This is a genomic window from Shinella sp. WSJ-2 (assembly GCF_003432075.1).
Lineage (GTDB): Bacteria > Pseudomonadota > Alphaproteobacteria > Rhizobiales > Rhizobiaceae > Shinella.
This window is the reverse complement of sequence record NZ_QWBU01000004.1, coordinates 325,504-345,476: the sequence shown is the minus strand read 5'-3', so window position 1 is coordinate 345,476 and position 19,973 is coordinate 325,504. Positions and strand designations below refer to the sequence as shown.

The 19,973-nt window shown below is 63.3% G+C and carries 21 protein-coding genes; 16 read left to right on the top strand and 5 right to left on the bottom strand.

The genetic code is table 11. The features are described 5' to 3' along the window. Nucleotides 1-285 precede the first annotated feature (285 nt). Nucleotides 286-1,437, top strand: coding sequence for a CaiB/BaiF CoA-transferase family protein (locus tag D0Y60_RS12450; RefSeq protein ID WP_117370260.1), 1,152 nt, complete (start codon nucleotides 286-288; stop codon nucleotides 1,435-1,437). Beyond that, nucleotides 1,434-2,570, top strand: a complete 1,137-nt coding sequence (locus D0Y60_RS12445) for an extracellular solute-binding protein (RefSeq protein ID WP_117370259.1) — start codon at nucleotides 1,434-1,436, stop codon at nucleotides 2,568-2,570. Before D0Y60_RS12450 ends, D0Y60_RS12445 begins: the two co-directional genes overlap by 4 nt. Nucleotides 2,571-2,579: 9 nt before the next feature. Here the strand turns inward: D0Y60_RS12445 and D0Y60_RS12440 are convergent, their stop codons facing one another. Further along, nucleotides 2,580-3,104 (bottom strand): MaoC family dehydratase, encoded by a 525-nt coding sequence (locus D0Y60_RS12440; protein ID WP_117370258.1) that lies wholly within the window; start codon nucleotides 3,102-3,104, stop codon nucleotides 2,580-2,582. Between the two features lie 62 nt (nucleotides 3,105-3,166). After that, a complete protein-coding gene (locus tag D0Y60_RS12435; protein ID WP_117370257.1) occupies nucleotides 3,167-3,958 on the bottom strand; it encodes an IclR family transcriptional regulator in 792 nt (263 codons plus the stop codon). Between the two features lie 158 nt (nucleotides 3,959-4,116). Here D0Y60_RS12435 and D0Y60_RS12430 point away from each other — a divergent pair, with 158 nt between their 5' ends. The 10 genes from D0Y60_RS12430 (at nucleotide 4,117) to D0Y60_RS12385 (ending at nucleotide 13,513) form a co-directional block, all read left to right on the top strand. Beyond that, entirely contained in the window at nucleotides 4,117-5,433 is a 1,317-nt protein-coding gene (locus D0Y60_RS12430) for a sugar ABC transporter substrate-binding protein (protein WP_117370256.1), read from the top strand. Nucleotides 5,434-5,560: 127 nt separating this feature from the next. Next, nucleotides 5,561-6,457 carry a sugar ABC transporter permease gene (locus tag D0Y60_RS12425; RefSeq protein ID WP_117370255.1) on the top strand — a complete coding sequence of 299 codons (897 nt, stop codon included), beginning with the start codon at nucleotides 5,561-5,563 and terminating at the stop codon, nucleotides 6,455-6,457. Nucleotides 6,458-6,470: 13 nt separating this feature from the next. Then, the gene (locus tag D0Y60_RS12420) at nucleotides 6,471-7,337 is read left to right on the top strand and encodes a carbohydrate ABC transporter permease (RefSeq protein ID WP_117370254.1); all 867 of its coding nucleotides are present in this window, start codon (nucleotides 6,471-6,473) and stop codon (nucleotides 7,335-7,337) included. 3 nt (nucleotides 7,338-7,340) lie between these two features. Next, nucleotides 7,341-8,438, top strand: a complete 1,098-nt coding sequence (gene ugpC / locus D0Y60_RS12415; protein ID WP_117370253.1) for a sn-glycerol-3-phosphate ABC transporter ATP-binding protein UgpC — start codon at nucleotides 7,341-7,343, stop codon at nucleotides 8,436-8,438. Nucleotide 8,439: 1 nt separating this feature from the next. Then, on the top strand, nucleotides 8,440-9,558 hold the full coding sequence (locus D0Y60_RS12410) for a mandelate racemase/muconate lactonizing enzyme family protein (RefSeq protein WP_117370252.1): 1,119 nt from the start codon (nucleotides 8,440-8,442) through the stop codon (nucleotides 9,556-9,558). Nucleotides 9,559-9,561: 3 nt separating this feature from the next. Next, on the top strand, nucleotides 9,562-9,891 hold the full coding sequence (locus D0Y60_RS12405; RefSeq protein ID WP_117370251.1) for an L-rhamnose mutarotase: 330 nt from the start codon (nucleotides 9,562-9,564) through the stop codon (nucleotides 9,889-9,891). Further along, the gene (locus D0Y60_RS12400) at nucleotides 9,884-10,954 is read left to right on the top strand and encodes a Gfo/Idh/MocA family oxidoreductase (protein ID WP_117370250.1); all 1,071 of its coding nucleotides are present in this window, start codon (nucleotides 9,884-9,886) and stop codon (nucleotides 10,952-10,954) included. Before D0Y60_RS12405 ends, D0Y60_RS12400 begins: the two co-directional genes overlap by 8 nt. Nucleotides 10,955-10,967: 13 nt before the next feature. Continuing rightward, on the top strand, nucleotides 10,968-11,417 hold the full coding sequence (locus D0Y60_RS12395) for a MaoC/PaaZ C-terminal domain-containing protein (protein WP_117370249.1): 450 nt from the start codon (nucleotides 10,968-10,970) through the stop codon (nucleotides 11,415-11,417). A gap of 21 nt (nucleotides 11,418-11,438) precedes the next feature. Further along, a complete protein-coding gene (locus D0Y60_RS12390) occupies nucleotides 11,439-12,173 on the top strand; it encodes an SDR family oxidoreductase (protein WP_117370248.1) in 735 nt (244 codons plus the stop codon). Nucleotides 12,174-12,235: 62 nt separating this feature from the next. Continuing rightward, entirely contained in the window at nucleotides 12,236-13,513 is a 1,278-nt protein-coding gene (locus D0Y60_RS12385) for an L-fuconate dehydratase (protein WP_117370247.1), read from the top strand. A gap of 33 nt (nucleotides 13,514-13,546) precedes the next feature. Here the strand turns inward: D0Y60_RS12385 and D0Y60_RS12380 are convergent, their stop codons facing one another. The 3 genes from D0Y60_RS12380 to D0Y60_RS12370 are packed head-to-tail and all read right to left on the bottom strand — an operon-like array spanning nucleotide 13,547 to nucleotide 15,241. Then, a complete protein-coding gene (locus tag D0Y60_RS12380; protein ID WP_117370246.1) occupies nucleotides 13,547-14,320 on the bottom strand; it encodes an anti-sigma factor in 774 nt (257 codons plus the stop codon). Then, nucleotides 14,317-14,883 (bottom strand): RNA polymerase sigma factor, encoded by a 567-nt coding sequence (locus tag D0Y60_RS12375; protein WP_117370245.1) that lies wholly within the window; start codon nucleotides 14,881-14,883, stop codon nucleotides 14,317-14,319. Before D0Y60_RS12375 ends, D0Y60_RS12380 begins: the two co-directional genes overlap by 4 nt. Then, a complete protein-coding gene (locus D0Y60_RS12370; protein WP_117370244.1) occupies nucleotides 14,867-15,241 on the bottom strand; it encodes a hypothetical protein in 375 nt (124 codons plus the stop codon). The genes D0Y60_RS12375 and D0Y60_RS12370 overlap by 17 nt, the downstream gene beginning before the upstream one ends. 292 nt (nucleotides 15,242-15,533) lie before the next feature. On the opposite strand from D0Y60_RS12370, the gene kdpF reads away from it, so the two are divergent. The 4 genes from kdpF to kdpC are packed head-to-tail and all read left to right on the top strand — an operon-like array spanning nucleotide 15,534 to nucleotide 19,968. Then, the gene (gene kdpF, locus D0Y60_RS12360) at nucleotides 15,534-15,623 is read left to right on the top strand and encodes a K(+)-transporting ATPase subunit F (protein ID WP_199564169.1); all 90 of its coding nucleotides are present in this window, start codon (nucleotides 15,534-15,536) and stop codon (nucleotides 15,621-15,623) included. 16 nt (nucleotides 15,624-15,639) lie between these two features. Continuing rightward, nucleotides 15,640-17,349, top strand: coding sequence for a potassium-transporting ATPase subunit KdpA (gene kdpA, locus D0Y60_RS12355; RefSeq protein WP_117370243.1), 1,710 nt, complete (start codon nucleotides 15,640-15,642; stop codon nucleotides 17,347-17,349). A 10-nt stretch (nucleotides 17,350-17,359) separates the two neighbouring features. Then, a complete protein-coding gene (gene kdpB, locus D0Y60_RS12350; RefSeq protein ID WP_117370242.1) occupies nucleotides 17,360-19,396 on the top strand; it encodes a potassium-transporting ATPase subunit KdpB in 2,037 nt (678 codons plus the stop codon). Between the two features lie 2 nt (nucleotides 19,397-19,398). Beyond that, nucleotides 19,399-19,968 (top strand): potassium-transporting ATPase subunit KdpC, encoded by a 570-nt coding sequence (gene kdpC / locus D0Y60_RS12345; protein WP_117370241.1) that lies wholly within the window; start codon nucleotides 19,399-19,401, stop codon nucleotides 19,966-19,968. The last annotated feature ends 5 nt before the right edge of the window (nucleotides 19,969-19,973 follow it).

Genomic DNA, 19,973 nt, shown 5'->3' with positions numbered 1-19,973 from the left:
GATGCACCGCAGTCCGCTTATGTCCACTCTCGCGCTTGAGTGATGACGGCCTTTAAGACTGAACCGCCGGCATAAAACTTCTACGGGTTTGTGCCTGGCGAAGGTCGTGTAGGAGCTTTTCGGTTTCAAGATCAGTCTCAGCGACGCCGTGTCAGCAAGACATCAGGTTGTTCTGTCTACGGTTCAGCGCGAGCGCCTTGACAGGGTTCAATTTTGCCTCATATATAAAGGAAAAATTCACATAGGAATTATATAGCGCTTTTCGGTTCGGCGCGGGGGGAGAAAATGGACGACAACGGACTGTTGGCCGGCCTGACCGTCGTCGATATGAGCCAGTTCCTGTCGGGGCCCTATTGCTCGCTGCGGCTGCTCGATCTTGGCGCCCGCGTCATCAAGATCGAGCGGCCCGACGGCGGCGATCTTTCGCGGCGGCTTTATCTCAGCGATACCGAAGTGGGCGGGGACTCGACGCTGTTCCACGCTATCAATCGCGGCAAGGAAAGTCTGGGAATCGACCTGAAGAATGCCGAGGATCTGGCTTTCCTGCGCAAGCTGATCGGTGCTGCGGATGTCGTTATCCAGAATTTCCGGCCCGGCGTCATCGAGCGGCTTGGCCTCGATTATGAGGCGGTGAAGGCGATCAATCCGGCTATCGTCTATGCCTCGATCAGCGGTTACGGTGAGGAAGGGCCCTGGGTCATGCGGCCGGGGCAAGACCTTCTCGCGCAGGCCCGCTCCGGGCTGATGTGGCTGAACGGCGACGAGCAGCAGGGCCCGGTGCCCTTCGGTCTCGCGGTTGCCGACATGCTGGCCGGCGCCAATACCTGCCAGGGCATCCTCGCTGCGCTCGTGCGCCGGGGTATTTCGGGCAAGGGTGCGCATATCCAGACCAGTCTGCTGGAAAGCCTCGTCGATTTCCAGTTCGAGGTGCTGACCACGCATCTGAACGACGGCGGCCGCCGGCCGAAGCGCTCCGGTTTCCGCAGCGCGCACGCCTATCTTTCGGCGCCTTATGGCGTCTATCCGGCCAAGGACGGCTATCTCGCCATCGCCATGACGCCGATCGGCCGCTTGCAGGACCTGCTGGGTCTCGAGGCGCTCGCTATCTACCGCGATGATGCCAAGGCCTGGTTTACCGAGCGCGATACGATCAAGCAGATCATTGCGGCGCGCATCGCCACCGAGACGGTCGACCATTGGCTCTCCATCCTCGAGCCTGCCGATATCTGGTGCTCGAAGGTGCTGGAATGGCCGGAGCTTTTGACGAACGAAGGCTTCCAGATCCTCGACATGCTGCAGACGGTGACGCGGGAGGACGATGTCACCATCGGCACGACCCGCTGCCCGATCCGCGTTGATGGTGCGCGGCCGTCCGGCGGCCGTGCCGCGCCGCGCATCGGCGAGCATACCGCGCGCATCCGGGAGGAATTCGCATGAGCGGCATCACGCTGAAGGGCATGACCTGGAGCCATCCGCGCGGTTACGATCCGATGGTCGCATGCTCCGAGGATTGGCTGGAGAGGACAGGCGTTCGCGTCGAATGGGACAAGCGCTCGCTGCAGGATTTCGAGAGCTTTCCTGTCGAGGAGCTTGCCCGCCGCTACGATCTCATCGTGATCGACCATCCGCATGTCGGCCAGATCACGGCGGAGAACTGCCTTGCGCCGCTCGACGTGGCAGGCCGCGAAGCCGGCTTTTCGGCTTTGGCCAAGGGCTCTGTTGGCAAATCGTTCCCAAGCTACAATTGGCAGGGCCGCCAATGGGCTTTTCCAATCGATGCGGCAACCCAGGTTCTGGCCTTCCGGCCGGACCGGCTCGCCGCGCCGCCGACGACCTGGGCGGAAGTCCTCGACCTGGCAAAAGCCGGGGAGGTGCTGTTGCCGCTACGCCCGCCGCATTCGCTGATGTGTCTGTTTTCGCTGTGCGGTAATCTCGGCCGGCCGTGTTCGGTGGAGCGGGACCGACCGTTCGTCGACGCTGAAACCGGCGTGCAGGCGATCGAGATGATCCGGGAGCTGGCCGCGCTCGTCGAGCCCGCATGCATCGGCATGGACCCGATCGTCGTGCTGGACCGTATGGGCGAGGCGGGTTCGCCCTATACCGTCTCGCCACTGATCTATGGCTATGTCAGCTATTCCCTGCAGGACTTCCGGGCAAACCGTGTCGCCTTTGCCGACATGCCGGTCGCCGGCGCGGGCGGACCTGTAGGCTCGGCGCTTGGCGGTACGGGCATCGCCGTCTCTGCCTTCTCGGAAAACCGCGAGGCCGCCATCGATTTTGCGTACTGGATTGCCGGCGGGGCGGTGCAGGCTGATCGCTATTGGCGCTCCGGCGGCCAGCCGGGTCATGCCGCAGGGTGGGAGGACGAGGCGGCCAACGCCGCCACGCTCGGCTTCTACCGAAACACCCGCAATACGTTGGAAGGCGCCTGGCTGCGACCACGCCATGACGGATACATGCCGTTCCAGGAGGCAGCGTCGCAACGCATAAACCAGGCCTTGACGAGTCAGGAGCCGGCCGCGAAAGCCGTCGCCGATCTCAACAATCTCTTCGTGAAGAGCTTTCGGTAGGGCGCGCTCCTACGCCTGCGGTTTGCCGTCCCGGTATTTGACGGTCTGGATGTGCTCGCAATAGAGCACCAGTTCGCCTTCGCCCTTGAAGACCTCATAGCTCGCGCGGATGAGGCCGAGTTCGTCATATTTCGGCTGTTTGTCGAGATTGGTGCGGATCGTGTAAATCGTGTCGCCGATGAAGACCGGCTTGATGAAGCGCAGGCGGTCATAGCCATATGAAAAGGCGTTGACGCAGTTGGTCGCCACAAGTCCGAGCCCGGCCGAAAACACGAAGGCACCCGCCACGAGGCGGCGGCCGAACATGCCCTCCGTCTCGGCGAAGATCTGGTCGCCGACATAGGGGTGCATGTCGAGTACCAGCGCGTTGAACTGCATCGATTCGCCTTCGGAGATCGTGCGGCGCAGCGAGCGTATCTTATGGCCGACCGCGAAATCCTCGTAAAACCAGTTTTCCGAATTCCACACCGGTAGTGCCGCATGCGACTCCGGCATGGTTTTGGGATGGGTGCTTTCGATTCCGACGGTCGACATGATGCTGGCTCCTCTTAACGAGGAGAGCATGCCTCATAAGAATGATCTATTCAAATACGAATTTACTCGTCGCTCGGCTTGAAGTCGGCGCCGGTCATTTCGGAAAGCTTGCTGGTGGTTTCGCTGATCAGTTGGATCGTCGTGGAGATATCCGGCGCCGCCGGCGCATTGATCAGCGTGATATAGGGCACGGTAAGCGCGGCGATTGCAGTGCCATCGGCGCCGAGAACCGGGGCCGAGAGGTTGATGACGCCGGCCGTCTGGGCGCTCGGCATCATCTCGTAACCGCGCGCGCGAATGAGGTCGAGGCGCGCCAGGAATTCCGGCGTCACGCGTCCATCCTCGCCGCCGCTGCCGACATTTTCGGCGATCATGCGCATGCGCTCCTGCGGCGACCGGAAGGCCAGCAAAGCGTGGCCGGAGCCGGTTTCGAATAGACTGATGCGTGAGCCGACGCGGATGGAAATGCCCCAGTAACCGGGCGCTTCCTGCTGGGCGATGACGACGGGATTGCCGCGGTCGAACACGACGAGCTGGTTGGCCTGCCGCGAGGTCTCAGCAAGCTCGCGCATCAGGGGAACCGCGAAGGAGACGAGGCGTCGCACCGGGGCATGGAGCTGGGCGAGGCCGAAGAGCTTGAGCGTGAGCGAAAAACGGTCGCCGTCGATGCGCGTGACATAGCCACGTTTCACCAGGCGATCGAGCATCCGGTAGAATTCGTTCGGGCTGCGGTCGAGCCGCTTGGCAATCTCTGCCTGGGTCAACCCGCCATCCACGGCGGCGAGAAGTTCGAGGATATCCAGGCCCTTGTCGAGCGCCGGCGCCCTGTAGCGATCGTTTTCGTCTTCTGACACGCGCCATCCCCTGTGAATAAGCAATTTCATATACGCATAAGTCACACATGACAATTGGGAGTTTTCAGTTATCACTTGACGACGGATGAATAAATGGTTTGTATATGAATGAAGCTCTTATTGGTAAGGGCTGGCGAAAAGCCACTTGGGAGGAGAAGATGACGAGATTTCTAGCCGGCGTTGCCGCCGGTGCCGTGATCTGCGCGTGGGCGGGGTCTGCGCTCGCAGCCGATCTGCCCGGCAAGTTCGATGGCGTCACCATCGATGCGAAGCTCATCGGCGGTCAGCAGTACGAGGCGCTCTACGCGCGCATTGCCGATTGGGAAAAGGCGACCGGCGCGAAGGTGAACGTTCTCTCGAAGAAGAACCATTTCGAGCTGGACAAGGAGATCAAGTCGGACATCGCGACCGGCAACATCACCTGGTGCGTCGGATCGAATCATTCGTCCTTCGCCCCGCAGTACCCGGATATCTACACCGATCTGAACGCGCTCCTGCCGAAGGAAGAGATCGACGCCTTCGTGCCAGCCAACATCGCGTCCTCGACGCTCGGCGGCAAGCTGGTCATGCTGCCGCGCGCGCAGTTCGACGTATCGGCGCTCTACTACCAGAAGAGCCTCTATCAGGACGATGCCAAGAAGGCGGCGTTCAAGGAAAAGTACGGCTACGATCTCGCGCCGCCGGACACCTGGCAGCAGGTCACCGACCAGGCGATCTTCTTCTCCAGCCCGCCGGATTTCTACGGCACGCAATATGCCGGCAAGGAAGAGGCGATCAACGGCCGCTTCTATGAGATGCTGGTCGCCGAAGGCGGCGAATATCTCGATGCCGACGGCAAGCCCGCCTTCAATTCGGAAGCCGGTGTGCGCGCGCTCGACTGGTTCGTGAACCTTTATAAGGCGAAGGCCGTTCCGGCCGGCACGACCAACTATCTCTGGGACGACCTCGGCCAGGGGTTCGCCTCGGGCACCATCGCGGTCAATCTCGACTGGCCTGGCTGGGCGAGCTTCTTCAACGATCCGAAGTCGTCCAAGGTCGCCGGCAATGTCGGCGTGAAGGTGCAGCCGGCCGGCTCTTCCGGCAAGCGCACCGGCTGGTCGGGTCATCACGGCTTCTCGGTCACGGAAAGCTGCGCCAACAAGGAGGCGGCGGCCTCGCTCGTCTGGTTCCTCACCAACGAGGACAGTCAGAAGCTGGAATCCGCCGCAGGTCCGCTGCCGACGCGCACGGCCGTTTGGGAATACAACATCAAGCAGGCTGAAAGCGATCCCTATCGCAAGGAAGTCCTGAGCGCCTTCCAGGAAGCCGCAAAGCACGCCTTCGCGGTGCCGCAGACGGCATCGTGGATCGAAATCTCCAACGCCGTCTATCCTGAGCTTCAAGCCGCCATCCTCGGCGACAAGACCTCCAAGGAGGCGCTGGATGCCGCCGCTGCCAAAGCGACGCAGATTCTCGAAGACGCCGGCTCGCTCTGAGCCTATCCGGTGGCGCCGCGTTGCGGCGCCACTTGCCACCCCTAGTGACATTTCGGAAAACGAGAGAACGCCGCCGATTTCGGCAGGCGCGGTTTTCCTTGCATTCGTGAAGACAGGAGAAGCCGATATGAAAGGCTGGAGGCCACCGGCACCGTTTCTGCTTCTGCTGCCCGCCATTCTGGTGCTTGCAGCCGTCGTCATCATTCCGCTCATCCTGTCGCTCTATTCGAGCTTCACACCGTTCCGACTGACGCAGCCGGCATCGCTCTTCACGCTGATCGGCTTCCGCAACTATGCGCGCATCCTGACGGACATCGAGTTCTGGACGGCCTTCGGCCGAACCGTGCTGCTGCTCACCGTGGCGCTGAATGTCGAAATGCTGCTCGGCCTTGGCCTTGCCATGCTGGTGGAGAAGGCAACGCGCGGTCAGCGGCTGCTGCGCACCATCATGATGTTCCCCATGATGTTCTCGCCGATCCTCGTCGGCTTCCAGTTCAAGTTCATGTTCAATGACAATATCGGCCTCGTCAACAACGCGCTGCAATCGCTCGGCCTCACGGATCAGGCGATCCCGTGGCTGATCGACGGGTCGCTTGCCTTCTTTGCGATCCTCGTCGCGGAAATCTGGTCGTCCACCTCCGTCTTCGCCATCCTCATCCTCGCCGGCCTGCTTGCCATGCCGAAGGAGCCGATCGAGGCAGCGCGCGTCGACGGCTGCACGCCCTGGCAGACGTTCCGCTACGTCACCTGGCCCTTCATCATGCCCTTCGCCTATATCGCGATGACGATTCGATCGCTCGATGTCGCCCGCGCCTATGACATCGTGAAGATCATGACGGATGGCGGCCCGGCCAAGCGCACGGAACTGCTGTGGACGCTCGTCTCGCGCACAGCCTATGCCGATGCCCGCATGGGTCTCGCCAATGCTATGGCCTATGTCGCGATCCTGCTCTCCATACTCTTCACCGTCTATTTCTTCCGCAAGCTTTCGGCCGCGCGGACCCAGATCGCCGCCGAATGGTAGGAGGAGTGGTCAGATGAACGAGAACGCTAAAGCCCGTTTCAACGGCCTCCTCCTTTCCGCCGCCCACAAGATCGGACTCTTCCTGGCGATGACGGTCATCTGCCTGCCGGGCCTGTGGATCGTGCTCGCCTCCTTCCGCCCGACGGTCGAGATCATGGCGAAGCCGCCGGTCTGGATCCCGCAGGACCTGTCCTTCGATGCCTATGTCGCGATGTTTTCCGGCGTCGGGCAGGGCGGTATCCCGATCATCGAATATTTCCGTAATTCGCTGATCATCTCGGTCACCTCGACGGCGATCGCGCTGGCCATTGGCATGGCGGGCGGGTATGCTTTTGCGCGCTTCCGCTTCAAGGCGAAGTCGTCGATCTTCCTCGGCCTGATGCTGACGCGCACGGTGCCCGGCATTGCGCTCTCGCTGCCGCTGTTCTTCGTCTATTCGAAGCTCGGCATCATCGACACGCATTTCGGCCTGATCACCGCCTATGTGGCGCTCAACGTGCCCTTCACCATCTGGCTGATCGACGGCTTCTTCCGGCAGGTGCCGAAGGATTTGGCCGAGGCCGCGCAGATCGACGGCTGCACGCGCTGGCAGGCCTTCTGGCAAGTGGAGTTTCCGCTCGCCGGCCCCGGCATCGCATCCGCTGGCATCTTCGCCTTCCTCACCTCGTGGAACGAGTTCGCGCTCGCCTCGCAGCTCACCCGTTCCGTCACCTCCAAGACCCTGCCGGTCGGCCTGCTCGACTACACGTCGGAATTCACCATCGACTGGCGCGGCATGTGCGCGCTGGCGGTAATCATGATCATTCCGGCCCTCGTCCTGACCTTCATCGTGCAGAAGCATCTCGTTTCCGGCCTCACCTCCGGCGCAGTCAAAGGATAATCCATGGCAACCGTTTCCCTTGAAAAACTGGTGAAGCGCTACGGCGCGGTCGAAGTGGTGCACGGCATCGATCTCGAAGTGGCGGACCGCGAATTCATCGCGCTCGTCGGCCCTTCCGGCTGCGGCAAGTCGACGACGCTGCGCATGATCGCCGGCCTCGAGCCTGTCTCCGACGGCAACATCAAGATCGGCGGCCGCGTGGTCAACGATCTGCCGCCGCGTGCCCGCAACCTCGCCATGGTGTTCCAGTCCTATGCGCTCTATCCGCATATGACGGTGCGCGAGAACATGGGCTTCTCGCTGAAGATCGCGGGCCAGAAGCCGGAGGATATCGCGCCACAGGTGGAAGAGGCGGCCAAGACGCTCGACCTCACGCATCTGCTCGACCGCCGTCCCTCGCAGCTTTCCGGCGGCCAGCGCCAGCGCGTCGCCATGGGCCGCGCCATCGTGCGCCAGCCGGATGTCTTCCTGTTCGACGAGCCGCTGTCGAACCTCGATGCAAAACTGCGAACCCAGATGCGCGTCGAGATCAAGAAGCTGCATGCCAAGGTGCAATCGACCGTCATCTATGTCACGCACGACCAGGTCGAGGCGATGACGCTCGCCGACCGCATCGTCATCATGCGCGATGGTTATATCGAGCAGGTCGGCACACCGGAGGATGTCTTCCAGCGGCCCAAGTCGAAATTCGTCGCCGGCTTCATTGGTTCGCCGCCGATGAACCTCAAGGATGCCGAGATTGCGGATGGTCAGGTGGTTTTTGCCAACGGTGACCGCCTGCCGCTGCCGGCCCGCTTCAGGGACCGCGTGACGGCGGGTCAGAAGGTGACCTTCGGCCTGCGTCCGGACGATCTCTACCCCGCCGGTCATGGCATTCATTCCGGCGAAGACGCCGATGTGCACAAGCAGGACCTGCGCGTCATCCTGACGGAACCGCTCGGCAATGAAACACTTGTCTTCTCCGATTTTGCTGGTGCCGAATGGGTGGGCCGCATGCTGAATCCGCGACGGCTCTCACCGGGCGAGGCGCTGCCCTTCTGCTTCGACCTGTCCCAGGCGCATCTCTTCGACCGCGAAAGCGGCCGCACGCTGAGGGGCTGACATGGCGAAGATCGAACGCGTCGAACTGAAAATGGTCGACCTTCGCCCGAAGGTCGAGCGCACCGATGCCATCCAGAGTTTCGTTTCGCAGGAAACGCCGCTTGTCATCATCACCGACAGCGACGGTGCTGTCGGCACGGGCTACAGCTATACGATCGGCACGGGCGGTTCATCCGTGATGCGGCTGCTTGCCGACCATCTCGTGCCCCGTATCATCGGCCGCGATGCCGACCGGATCGAGGCGATCTGGCACGAGTTGGAATTCTCAACCCACGCCACGACGATCGGCGCCATCACCTCGATTGCGCTGGCCGCCATCGATACAGCACTTTGGGACCTGCGCGCCCGCAAGCAGAACCTGCCGCTCTGGAAGCTCGCCGGCGGGGCCAAGGACCGCTGCCCGCTCTACACGACCGAGGGCGGCTGGTTGCATATTCCGGTCGAAGCGCTGGTCGAGGATGCGCTGGCCGCCAAGGCACAAGGCTTTACCGGATCGAAGGTGAAGATCGGCAAGCCGCATGGTTCCGAGGATGTTGCGCGCCTCTCGGCCGTCCGCAAGGCGGTCGGCGATGGCTATGAGATCATGACCGACGCCAACCAGGGTTTTACCATCGACGAGGCGATCCGCCGGGCGGAGCGCCTGCGCGATCTCGATCTCGGCTGGATCGAGGAGCCGCTGCCGGCCGACGACATCGACGGCCATGTGCGCCTCAACCAGTCCACATCGACGCCGATCGCTATCGGAGAATCCCTCTATTCGATCCGTCATTTCCGCGAATATATGCAGAAGGGCGCCTGCTCCATCGTGCAGGTCGATGCTGGCCGTATCGGCGGCATCACGCCCTGGCTCAAGGTGGCGCATGCGGCGGAGGCCTTCGACATGCCGGTCTGCCCGCATTTCCTGATGGAGCTGCATGTCAGCCTGACCTGTGCGGTGCAGAACGGCAAATATGTCGAATACATCCCGCAGCTCGACGACATCACCACCTCGCGCCTGAAGATCGAGAACGGCATGGCGCTCGCGCCGACGGTGCCGGGCCTCGGCATTGATTGGGACTGGGACGCCATCCGCGCCCGCTCGATTGGCGAGTTCGAGCGCGAAATCCGCAAGGGAGCCTGAGACATGCAGCGCATCGGCATGGTCATCGGCGTCAAGCCGGAAAAGATCGAAGAGTACAAGCGGCTGCATGCCGCGGTCTGGCCGGACGTGCTGTCGATGATTTCGGCGTGCAATATCCGGAACTATTCGATCTTCCTGAAGGAACCGGAGAACCTGCTGTTCTCCTTCTTCGAATATCACGGCACCGACTATGCCGCCGATATGGCGAAGATGGCCGCCGACCCGAAGACGCAGGAATGGTGGGCCGTCTGCATGCCCTGCCAGGCGCCGCTTGAGACCCGCAAGGAAGGCGAGTGGTGGGCCGGCATGGAAGAGGTCTTTTTCCATGCCTGATTTCGCCCCGACATCACTGGCCCAGTCCTGGCCCCTCCCGTCAAATCCCCGCCCGATCGTCACCTTCGGCGCCGGTTCGATTGTCGGCGACGCGCATTATCCGGCCTATCGCAAGGGCGGTTTCCCGATTGCCGGGGTCTATGATCCCGATCACGACAAGGCCAAGGCATTGGCCGAAAAATGGGGCGTCGCAGCCTATCGCACCGTCGAGGAAGCAGCGTCGGTCGAAGGCGCGATCTTCGATCTTGCCACGCCGCCGGCGGCCCATGCGAAAGTGCTAGCTGCTCTCCCGGACGGTGCGGCGGCGTTGATCCAAAAACCGATGGGCTCCGATCTTGCCGCAGCGACGGAAATCCTGCGCATCTGCCGTGACAAGAAACTCAAGGCGGCCGTCAATTTCCAGCTGCGCTTCGCGCCGATGCTATTGGCATTGAAGGATGCGATCGCCAAGGGCCTGCTCGGCGAGGTCGTCGATTTTGACGTCTATCTGGCGCTCGATACGCCGTGGGAACTCTGGTCCTTCCTCGAAGGCCTGCCGCGCATCGAGATCGCCATGCACTCCATCCACTATCTCGACGCCATCCGCCAGATACTCGGCGATCCTCAGGGCGTGCATGCCAAGTCGATCGGCCATCCGAACCACAAGATGGCGCAGACGCGCACCACCGCGATTCTCGACTACGGCGACCGCGTTCGCTGTGCGCTGTCGATCAACCACGACCACAAATTCGGCCGCCGTCATCAGGCCTGCGAGTTCCGCGTTTCGGGCACCGAGGGTGCGGCCTATCTTCAGCTCGGCGTCAATCTCGACTATCCGCGTGGCGAGCCGGATATTCTCGAAATCTACCCGAAGGGCGGCGAAGGCTGGGTGGCGGTGCCGCTTCAGGGCACGTGGTTCCCGGATGCCTTTGTCGGCCGCATGGCCAATCTCCAGCGTTTCGTTGCCGGCGAAGACGCCGAACTTGTCTCCTCGGTCGAGGATGCCTGGATGACCATGGCGCTCGTCGAGGCCGCCTATGTCTCCAGTGCTGCCCCCGTCACACCGCTTGCCGTGCGACCCTGAACAGGAACAGCAGATGGAACAGGTCAAATATTTCGAGGACTACGAGATCGGTGAGGGGCGCAGGACGAGCGGGCGCACGATCACCGAGACGGATTTCGTCGTGCATGCCGGCCATACCGGTGATTTCTTCCCGCACCACATGGATGCCGAGTTCATGAAGACGCAGCCGTTCGGCCAGCGCATCGCGCACGGCACCATGGTCTTTTCCATCGGCGTCGGCCTGACGGCGAGCGTCATCAATCCGGTCGCCTTTTCCTACGGCTATGACAGGATGCGTTTTGTCAGACCCGTCTTCATTGGCGATACGATTCACACCCGCGTGACGATATCGGCCAAGGAGGACGATCCGAAACGCGCTGGCTCCGGTCGCGTCATCGAGCGCACCGAGGTCATCAACCAGAAGGGCGAGGTCGTCCTCGCCGCCGACCATATCTATGTCGTCGAGCGCCGTCCGAGCGCCTGACGCCCTACGCAAGGAGCAACCATGAGCCTTTCCCTCGAAAACAAGCGTGTCCTCCTCACCGCCGCCGGCCAGGGGATCGGCCGGGCGAGCGCGCTGGCCTTCGCCCGCGCCGGCGCCAAGGTCATTGCGACTGACATCAATGCCGAAGCGCTGAAGAGCCTCGCGACCGAGGCCAATATCGAAACCTACGTGCTCGACGTGCTCGATGCGGACGCCGTCAACCGCGTGGTCTCCGCGACCGGACCGTTTGACGTGCTGTTCAACTGCGCGGGCTTCGTGCATGCCGGCTCGATCCTCGAGATGGCGGACAAGGATCTCGACTTCGCCTTCGATCTCAATGTGCGCGCGATGGTGCGCATGATCCGCGCCGTGCTGCCCGCGATGCTGGAGAAGAAGGACGGCGCCATCATCAACATGGCCTCCGTCGCTTCCAGCATGAAGGGCGTGCCGAACCGCGCCGCCTACACGATCACCAAGGCGGCCGTCGTCGGCCTCACAAAGTCCGTCGCCGCCGACTATGTCGCCCAGGGCATCCGCTGCAACGCGATCTGCCCCGGCACGGTCGAAAGCCCCTCGCTGCAGGACCGCCTGCGCGCGCAGGGCGATTTCGAGACCGCACGCGCCGCCTTCATCGCCCGCCAGCCGATCGGCCGGATCGGCACGCCGGAAGAAATCGCCGACCTCGCCGTCTATCTCGCCGGCGCCACCTATACGACGGGCCAGGCCTACGCCATCGACGGCGGCTGGACCATCTGACCGATCAACGGCCGTCGTCCTTGCGTCGACGGCCAATCCGACCATTTCCAAGGGCCGCTTCCATGACCAAGATCACCAGCCTCCGCTCCATCGACCTGCGCTTTCCCACCTCGCAGAGCCTCGACGGCTCGGATGCCATGAACCCCGATCCGGATTATTCGGCCGCCTATGTCGTGCTCGGCACGGATGAGGCGGGGCTGGAGGGCCACGGCCTCACCTTCACCATCGGTCGTGGCAACGAGATCTGCTGCGCGGCGATCGATGCGATGAAACATCTCGTCGTCGGCCTCGATCTGGACTGGGTGCGCGAAAATCCCGGCCGCTTCTGGCGCCATGTGACGAGTGACAGCCAGCTGCGCTGGATCGGCCCGGATAAGGGCGCCATGCATCTCGCGACCGGCGCGGTGGTCAATGCGGTCTGGGACCTGCTCGCCAAGCAGGCCGGCAAGCCGGTCTGGCGCCTCGTCGCCGAGATGAGCGCGGAGGAAATCCTCGATATCATCGACTTCCGTTACCTCACCGACGCGCTGACGCCGGAGGAGGCGCTGGCCATCCTGAAGAAGGCCGAAGCGGGAAAAGCGGCGCGCATCGCGACGCTCGAGAAGGAAGGTTACGCCTGCTACACGACCTCGGCCGGCTGGCTCGGCTATGACGACGAGAAGCTGCGCCGTCTCTGCCAGGAGGCGGTCGATCAGGGTTTTACCCATATCAAGATGAAGGTCGGCCGTGACCTCGAAGACGACAAACGGCGCCTGCGCATCGCCCGCGAGGTGATCGGCGACGACCGCACCATGATGATCGACGCCAACCAGATCTGGGAGGTCGGCCAGGCGATCGACTGGGTGAAGGAATTGCAGCCCTACAAGCCGTTCTTCATCGAGGAGCCGACGAGCCCGGACGATATTGCCGGCCACAAGGCGATCCGTAACGCGATCCATCCCGTAAAGGTGGCGACCGGCGAAATGTGCCAGAACCGCATCGTCTTCAAGCAGATGATCGCCGGTGGCGCGATCGACATCGTGCAGATCGATTCCTGTCGCATGGGCGGTCTCAACGAGGTGCTGGCCGTGCTGCTGATGGCCGCGAAATACGGCCTGCCGGTCTGGCCCCATGCCGGCGGCGTCGGGCTCTGCGAATATGTCCAGCATCTCTCGATGATCGACTATATCGCCGTGTCGGGCACCAAGGACGGTCGCGTGATCGAATATGTCGACCACCTGCACGAGCATTTCCTCGATCCCTGCCGCATCGAGAATGCCGCCTATATGCCGCCGTCTCTGCCGGGCTTCTCCATCGAGATGAAGCCGGAGTCGATTGCGACCTATACGTTCCGGCCGTAAGCGATCGGCGCTCCCGAAGGGGGAGCGCCCCTCTCAGGTCGGGAATTGCCGGTAACATTCCTCGGCGATCTGCTGAAGCAGGTTGCGGGGAATGTCGCCGGTCACGGCATAACCGAGCGCGCCGTCGATCCAGTAGAAGGTTTCGACATTGTCCGCCGAGGCGAAGCGGAAGCTGGTTTCCCGGTTGTCCTCGTTGCGCCCCACCAGCACGGTGATGCGCTGGCCGGTCTCGTTTTCGTACATGAACATCGCGCCCGGCTTGTCCGCGACGGGCAGCAGGCGGCCGCCGACGAGCTTGAAACCGAGCGCCTGGAGGTTCGGCACCTTCATGTCGTCGATGGCGAGACGTTTTCCGAGCCACGTCGCCAGATGCGCTTCCTGATCGGCGAAGACCTCGACGGGGTGGCGCACTTCGCTTGCATAGATCAGATAGGCGTTGCGCGCTTCCTGCGGCAGCGCCTCTATCGCCGTCCGCGCCATGGGCTTTCCGAAAAGCGATGGCCCGAAATGGCCGGCGAGGCCGCCGAGCGCGAAGACCAGCACGGCGGCGGCCGTCATGGCAAGGCGGCGCGGCGGGCTGGCGGTTTTCGCACCCGCGACGAGCTGGAGATCGGACGGCCGCGTGGTGGCATAGCTGGCAAAGGCATTGCGCAGCCCGTCGTTCTGCGCCTGCCAGTCGGCGACCATGCGCGCCGCTTCCGGGTATTCGGCGAGATGGGCTTCCACGCGTTTGCGCCCGGCCTCATCGAGCAGGCCGTCGGCATAGGCGTGCAGGTCGGCTTCGGCAACGGGATGCATCTCGCTCATCTCGGGCTCCGCAACTGGATCACGTTTTCCTCCTGCAACTTCTGCCGCAGCATCTGGCGCGCGCGCGACAGGCGCGACATGACGGTGCCGAGCGGGATATCCATGATATCGGCGACCTCCTGATAGGAATGCCCTTCCACCGTCACCAGCATCAACACCGCCCGCGCATCATTGGGCAGGTCTTCCAGCGCCCGCACCAGCCGGTTGCGCTCCAGCGGATCGGCCGGAGGCGTGTTCGACGCGATACCCTCCGCCGCTTCGATGCCGACGGAGGGACGGCGGGCAATGGCGCGGCGTGCGTTGAGATGAAGGTTGGTCATGATGCGATAGGCCCAAGCGCGAATATTGGCGCCACGCCATTGCGCGCGGTTGACGAGCGCCTTCTCGACGCAGTCCTGCAACAGGTCTTCGCTCTCGGCATCCGAGCGCGTCAGGCTGCGCGAATAGCGCCGGAGCTGCGGCAGGAGCGCCAGGATCTGGGCGTCGAAGGACAGCGGCGGGAAGGCGATGCCTTCCCGCCTGCTATCCTCGGGCTTCTGCGGCTGGTCAGGGCTTGGCGACATTCCAGACGCCGTTCATGCCGTCGCCGGTCGCGTCGCCTTGCTTCTTATCCTTGATCCAGTAGTAGAGCGGCATGCCATCCTTGGCCCATTGTTTGGCGCCATCCTTGCGGGTGACGAGCGAGTATGCGCCTTCCGCCTTCGCATCGGAAGCGGCGATGGCCGGCGGCCAGTTGGCGGCGCATTTGTCGTAGCAGTAGGATTCGCCCTTCTCGTCCTTCTTGAACGTATAGAGCGTCATGCCCTTGTCCCCGGCGAGAACCTCGCCCTTGTCGGTCTTGACCGTCTTGAAAGGTTCGGCGGCAAAAGCGCTGCCAGCGAAAGCGGCAACGGCGAGTGGCAAAAGGATCAGCAGCTTCATGGTCGTCTCCCATCGTTACGGCGACTTTTTCCGTGCCGCCGATGTCAAGACACCGGTCATCCCGCGATTATTCCATCGTTCCGCGAAAAAATGCGGAGCAGGCGTCTTTATCTTTTCCTTATGCCGCCAGCCCGCCTTCCCAATCGAAACCTGACCCGCGCCGCGCCTAGTCTGTTCTCCGCATAAACAGGAGAACGGACATGTCCGATTTCATATTTCTCGCGCTCGGCTGCGGCACCTTCCTCGTCTTCGCCGCCTATGCCCGCGCGCTCGACCGGCTGTGAGGGAGGCGATGATGCTCGAACCGCTTTTCGGCCTTCTCGTCGCCGTCGCACTTGGCGTCTATCTCGTGGTCACGCTGCTGCGACCCGAACGCTTCTGATTTCCAGGAGAACTTCATGACCATGATCGGGTGGCTGCAGATAGCCCTCTTCTTCCTCGTGGTGCTCGTCACCATCAAGCCGCTCGGCCTCTATATGGCCCGAGTCTTCGCCGGCGAGCGCACCGCGCTGTCGCCGGTGCTGGGGCGCCTCGAGGCAGACCTATACCGCATTTCCGGCATCTCGCCGGGCAAGGAGCAGGGCTGGCTGGCCTATACGCTCTCGATGCTTGCCTTTTCCATCGCCGGCTTCGTCGCGCTCTACGCGATCCTGCGCCTGCAAGCCTACCTGCCGCTCAACCCGCAGGGTTTTGCCGGCATGGCACCGGACCTCGCCTTCAATACGGCGGTTTCGTTCGTCACCAACACCAACTGGCAGAACTACGGCGGGGAAACGACCCTCAGCCATTTCAGCCAGATGGCTGGCCTGACGGTGCAGAACTTTCTCTCCGCCGCGACCGGCATGGCACTGGCTATCGCGCTGACGCGGGCGCTGGCCCGATCCAGGATATCGACGCTCGGCAACTTTTGGGTCGATATGACAAGGGCGACGCTCTATGTGCTGCTGCCGATGGCCGTGGTCGTGGCACTCGCCTTTGTCGCCATGGGCCTGCCGCAGACGCTGGATGCTTCCGTCACGGCAACGACGCTGGAAGGCGTGAACCAGACGATCTCGCTCGGCCCGGTCGCCAGCCAGGAGGCGATCAAGCAGCTCGGCACCAATGGCGGCGGCTTCTTCAACGTCAATGCCGCGCACCCCTTCGAAAACCCGACGGCTTTCGCCAATTATCTCAATATCTTCGCCATGCTGTCGATCTCGGCCGCGCTTGTTTACACGTTCGGTGAACTCGTCGGTAACCGCCGGCAGGGCTGGGCGATCATCAGCGCCATGGCTGTCCTGCTGATCGCTGGCGTCGCCGTGATCTACTGGGCTGAAGCCGCCGGCAATCCGATCCTGACCGCGCTTGGCGTCGATCCGGCGCTGGGCAACATGGAGGGCAAGGAAGTCCGCTTCGGCCAGGCGATGACCGCGCTCTATGCCGCCGTCACGACCGGTCTTTCGGATGGTGGCGTCAATGGCATGCACGGTTCCTTCACCGGGCTTGGCGGCCTCGTGCCGATGTTCCTGATGCAGCTCGGCGAAGTGCTGCCGGGCGGCGTCGGTTCCGGCCTCTACGGCATGCTGGTCTTCGCCCTGCTCTCCGTCTTCGTCTCCGGCCTGATGGTCGGCCGCACGCCGGAATTCCTCGGCAAGAAGATTGAGGGCCGCGAGATGAAATATGCCATGCTCGCCGTGCTCGTGCTGCCGCTCGCCATTCTCGGCTTCACCGCGGTCTCGGCCCTGTTTCCCTTCGCCGTCGCCAGCATCGGTACGTCCGGTCCGCACGGCCTGTCGGAAATCCTCTATGCCTATACCTCGGCGGCCGCCAACAACGGCTCGGCCTTCGGCGGGCTGACGGGCAATACCGTCTGGTACAACACGACGCTCGGCATCGCTATGTTGCTCGGTCGCTTCGCCTATGTCGTGCCGGTCATGGCGATCGCGGGATCCCTTTCCGCCAAGGTCAAGGCCCCGCCATCCTCCGGCACCTTCCCGACGGACGGCCCGCTCTTCGTCGGCCTGCTCATCGGCATCATCCTCATCCTCGGCGGCCTGCAATTCTTCCCGGCCCTCGCCCTCGGTCCCATCGTCGAGCACTTCGCCATGCTCGCCGGCCAGACCTTCTAAGGATATTTCCATGTCAAAGGACCATCACGCCGTAAGCCTGCTCGATCCGGCGATCCTGCTGCCCGCAGCGCGCGACGCCTTCGTCAAGCTCGATCCGCGCCAGCTCGTGCGCAACCCCGTGATCTTCGTCACCGAAGCTGTCGCCGTCGTCGTCACGGTGCTCTTCCTGCGCGACCTCTTCACGGGCAGCGCCGAGGCGGGCTTCTCCGGCCAGATCGCCGCCTGGCTGTGGTTCACCGTGCTTTTCGCGACCTTCGCGGAGGCCGTCGCCGAGGGGCGCGGCCGCGCGCAGGCCGATAGCCTGAAGCGCACCAAATCGGAACTCGTCGCCCGCCGGCTCACCGCTTCGGGCGAGACAGAAACCGTCGCCGCGCCAAACCTCGTCGTCGGCGATATCGTGCTCGTCGCGGCCGGCGAACTCATTCCGGGCGACGGCGAGGTGATAGAGGGGGTCGCCTCGGTCAACGAAAGCGCCATCACCGGCGAATCCGCCCCCGTCATCCGCGAATCCGGAGGCGACCGCTCGGCAGTGACCGGCGGCACGCAGGTACTGTCCGACGAGATCAAGGTGAAGATCACAGTCGCGCCCGGCTCGTCTTTCGTCGACCGCATGATCGCGCTCATCGAAGGCGCGCAACGCCAGAAGACGCCGAACGAGATCGCGCTGTCGATCCTGCTATCCGGTCTCACGCTGATCTTCCTCTTCGTCTGCGTCGCCATCTGGGGCCTGGCCGGCTATTCCGGCACGGTGCTGACGGTGACGGTGCTGGCGGCGTTGCTCGTCACACTCATCCCGACCACCATCGGCGGCCTGCTCTCGGCCATCGGCATTGCCGGCATGGATCGCCTCGTGCGCTTCAACGTCATCGCCACCTCTGGCCGCGCAGTGGAGGCTGCCGGCGACGTCGATACGCTTCTCCTCGACAAGACCGGCACGATCACCTTCGGCAACCGCATGGCAAGCGATTTTCTGGCCGCCCCCGGTGTGGCGCAGAAGGAACTCGCCGAGGCAGCCCTGATCGCCAGCCTCTCCGACGAGACGCCGGAAGGCCGTTCCGTGGTCGCGCTTGCGACAGGCGAATTCGGTGTCGTCCAGCCGGAAGCCCGCTTCGACGCTATCATCACGTTCACCGCAGAAACCCGCCTTTCCGGCGTCGATATCGCCGGCCGGAAGCTGCGCAAGGGGGCTGTCGACGCAGTGCTACGCTTTGCCGGCGTGGCCGAAGGTGATGCGCCGGACGAATTCCGGCAAGCCGTCGAGATGGTCGCCCGCAGCGGCGGCACGCCGCTCGCCGTTGCCGATGGCACGCGCCTGCTCGGCGTCATCCATCTCAAGGATGTGGTGAAGCCCGGCATCAAGGATCGCTTCGCGGCGCTGCGCGCCATGGGCATCCGCACCGTCATGGTGACGGGCGACAATCCCGTCACCGCCGCGGCCATCGCCTCGGAAGCCGGCGTCGACGATTTCCTCGCCCAGGCCACTCCGGAGGACAAGCTCGCCTATATCCGGCGCGAGCAGCAGGGCGGCCGGCTGATCGCGATGTGCGGCGACGGCACCAATGATGCGCCGGCGCTTGCCCAGGCCGATGTCGGCGTCGCCATGCAGACCGGTACGCAGGCGGCGCGCGAGGCGGCCAATATGGTGGACCTCGATTCCAGCCCGACGAAGCTTATCGAGATCGTCGAGATCGGCAAGCAGCTCCTCATGACGCGCGGCTCGCTCACCACCTTCTCGATCGCCAACGACGTCGCGAAATATTTCGCGATCATCCCGGCGCTGTTCGTCGCGACCTATCCGGCGCTGGCCGCGCTCAACATCATGAACCTCGCCTCGCCGCAATCGGCCATCCTCTCGGCCGTCATCTTCAATGCGCTGATCATCGTGGCGCTCATTCCGCTGGCGCTGCGCGGCGTGGCCTATCGCCCGGCAGGTGCCGCAGCCCTGCTGCGCCGCAACCTCCTCGTCTATGGCCTCGGCGGCCTCATCCTACCCTTTGCGGGCATCAAGGCTATCGACCTTGCCGTCAGCGCCCTACATCTGGTGTAACCATGTTGAACCATCTTCGCCCCGCCATCACCCTTATCCTCGCTCTGACCGCGCTGCTCGGGCTCCTCTATCCGCTCGCCGTGACCGGCGTCGCGCAGGCCGTGATGCCCGCCGCGGCCAACGGCTCGCTGATCGAACGGAACGGCGCCGTCGTCGGCTCCGACCTGGTCGGCCAGGCCTTCACTACGGACCGGTATTTCTGGCCGCGCCCCTCCGCGACCGGACCGGATGCCTATAATGCTGCGGCTTCCTCCGGCTCGAACCTCGGCACGACCTCGGCGAAACTGAGGGATCGCATCGCGACCGATGTCGAAAGGCTCAAGGCGTCGGGCCTTGCCACCCCGGTGCCGGCCGATGCGGTGACAACCTCCGGCTCGGGCCTTGATCCGCATATTTCCCCGGCTTTCGCCCGCGCGCAGGTCACGCGTGTCGCAAAGGCGCGGGGACTTTCGGAAACGGAGATAGCGAACCTTGTCGAAAGTCGTATAGAAAGCCGTCTTTTCGGAGTCATCGGCGAACCGCGGGTGAACGTGCTACAGCTGAACCTCGCGCTCGATGCGCGCGGACCTTGAGAGTG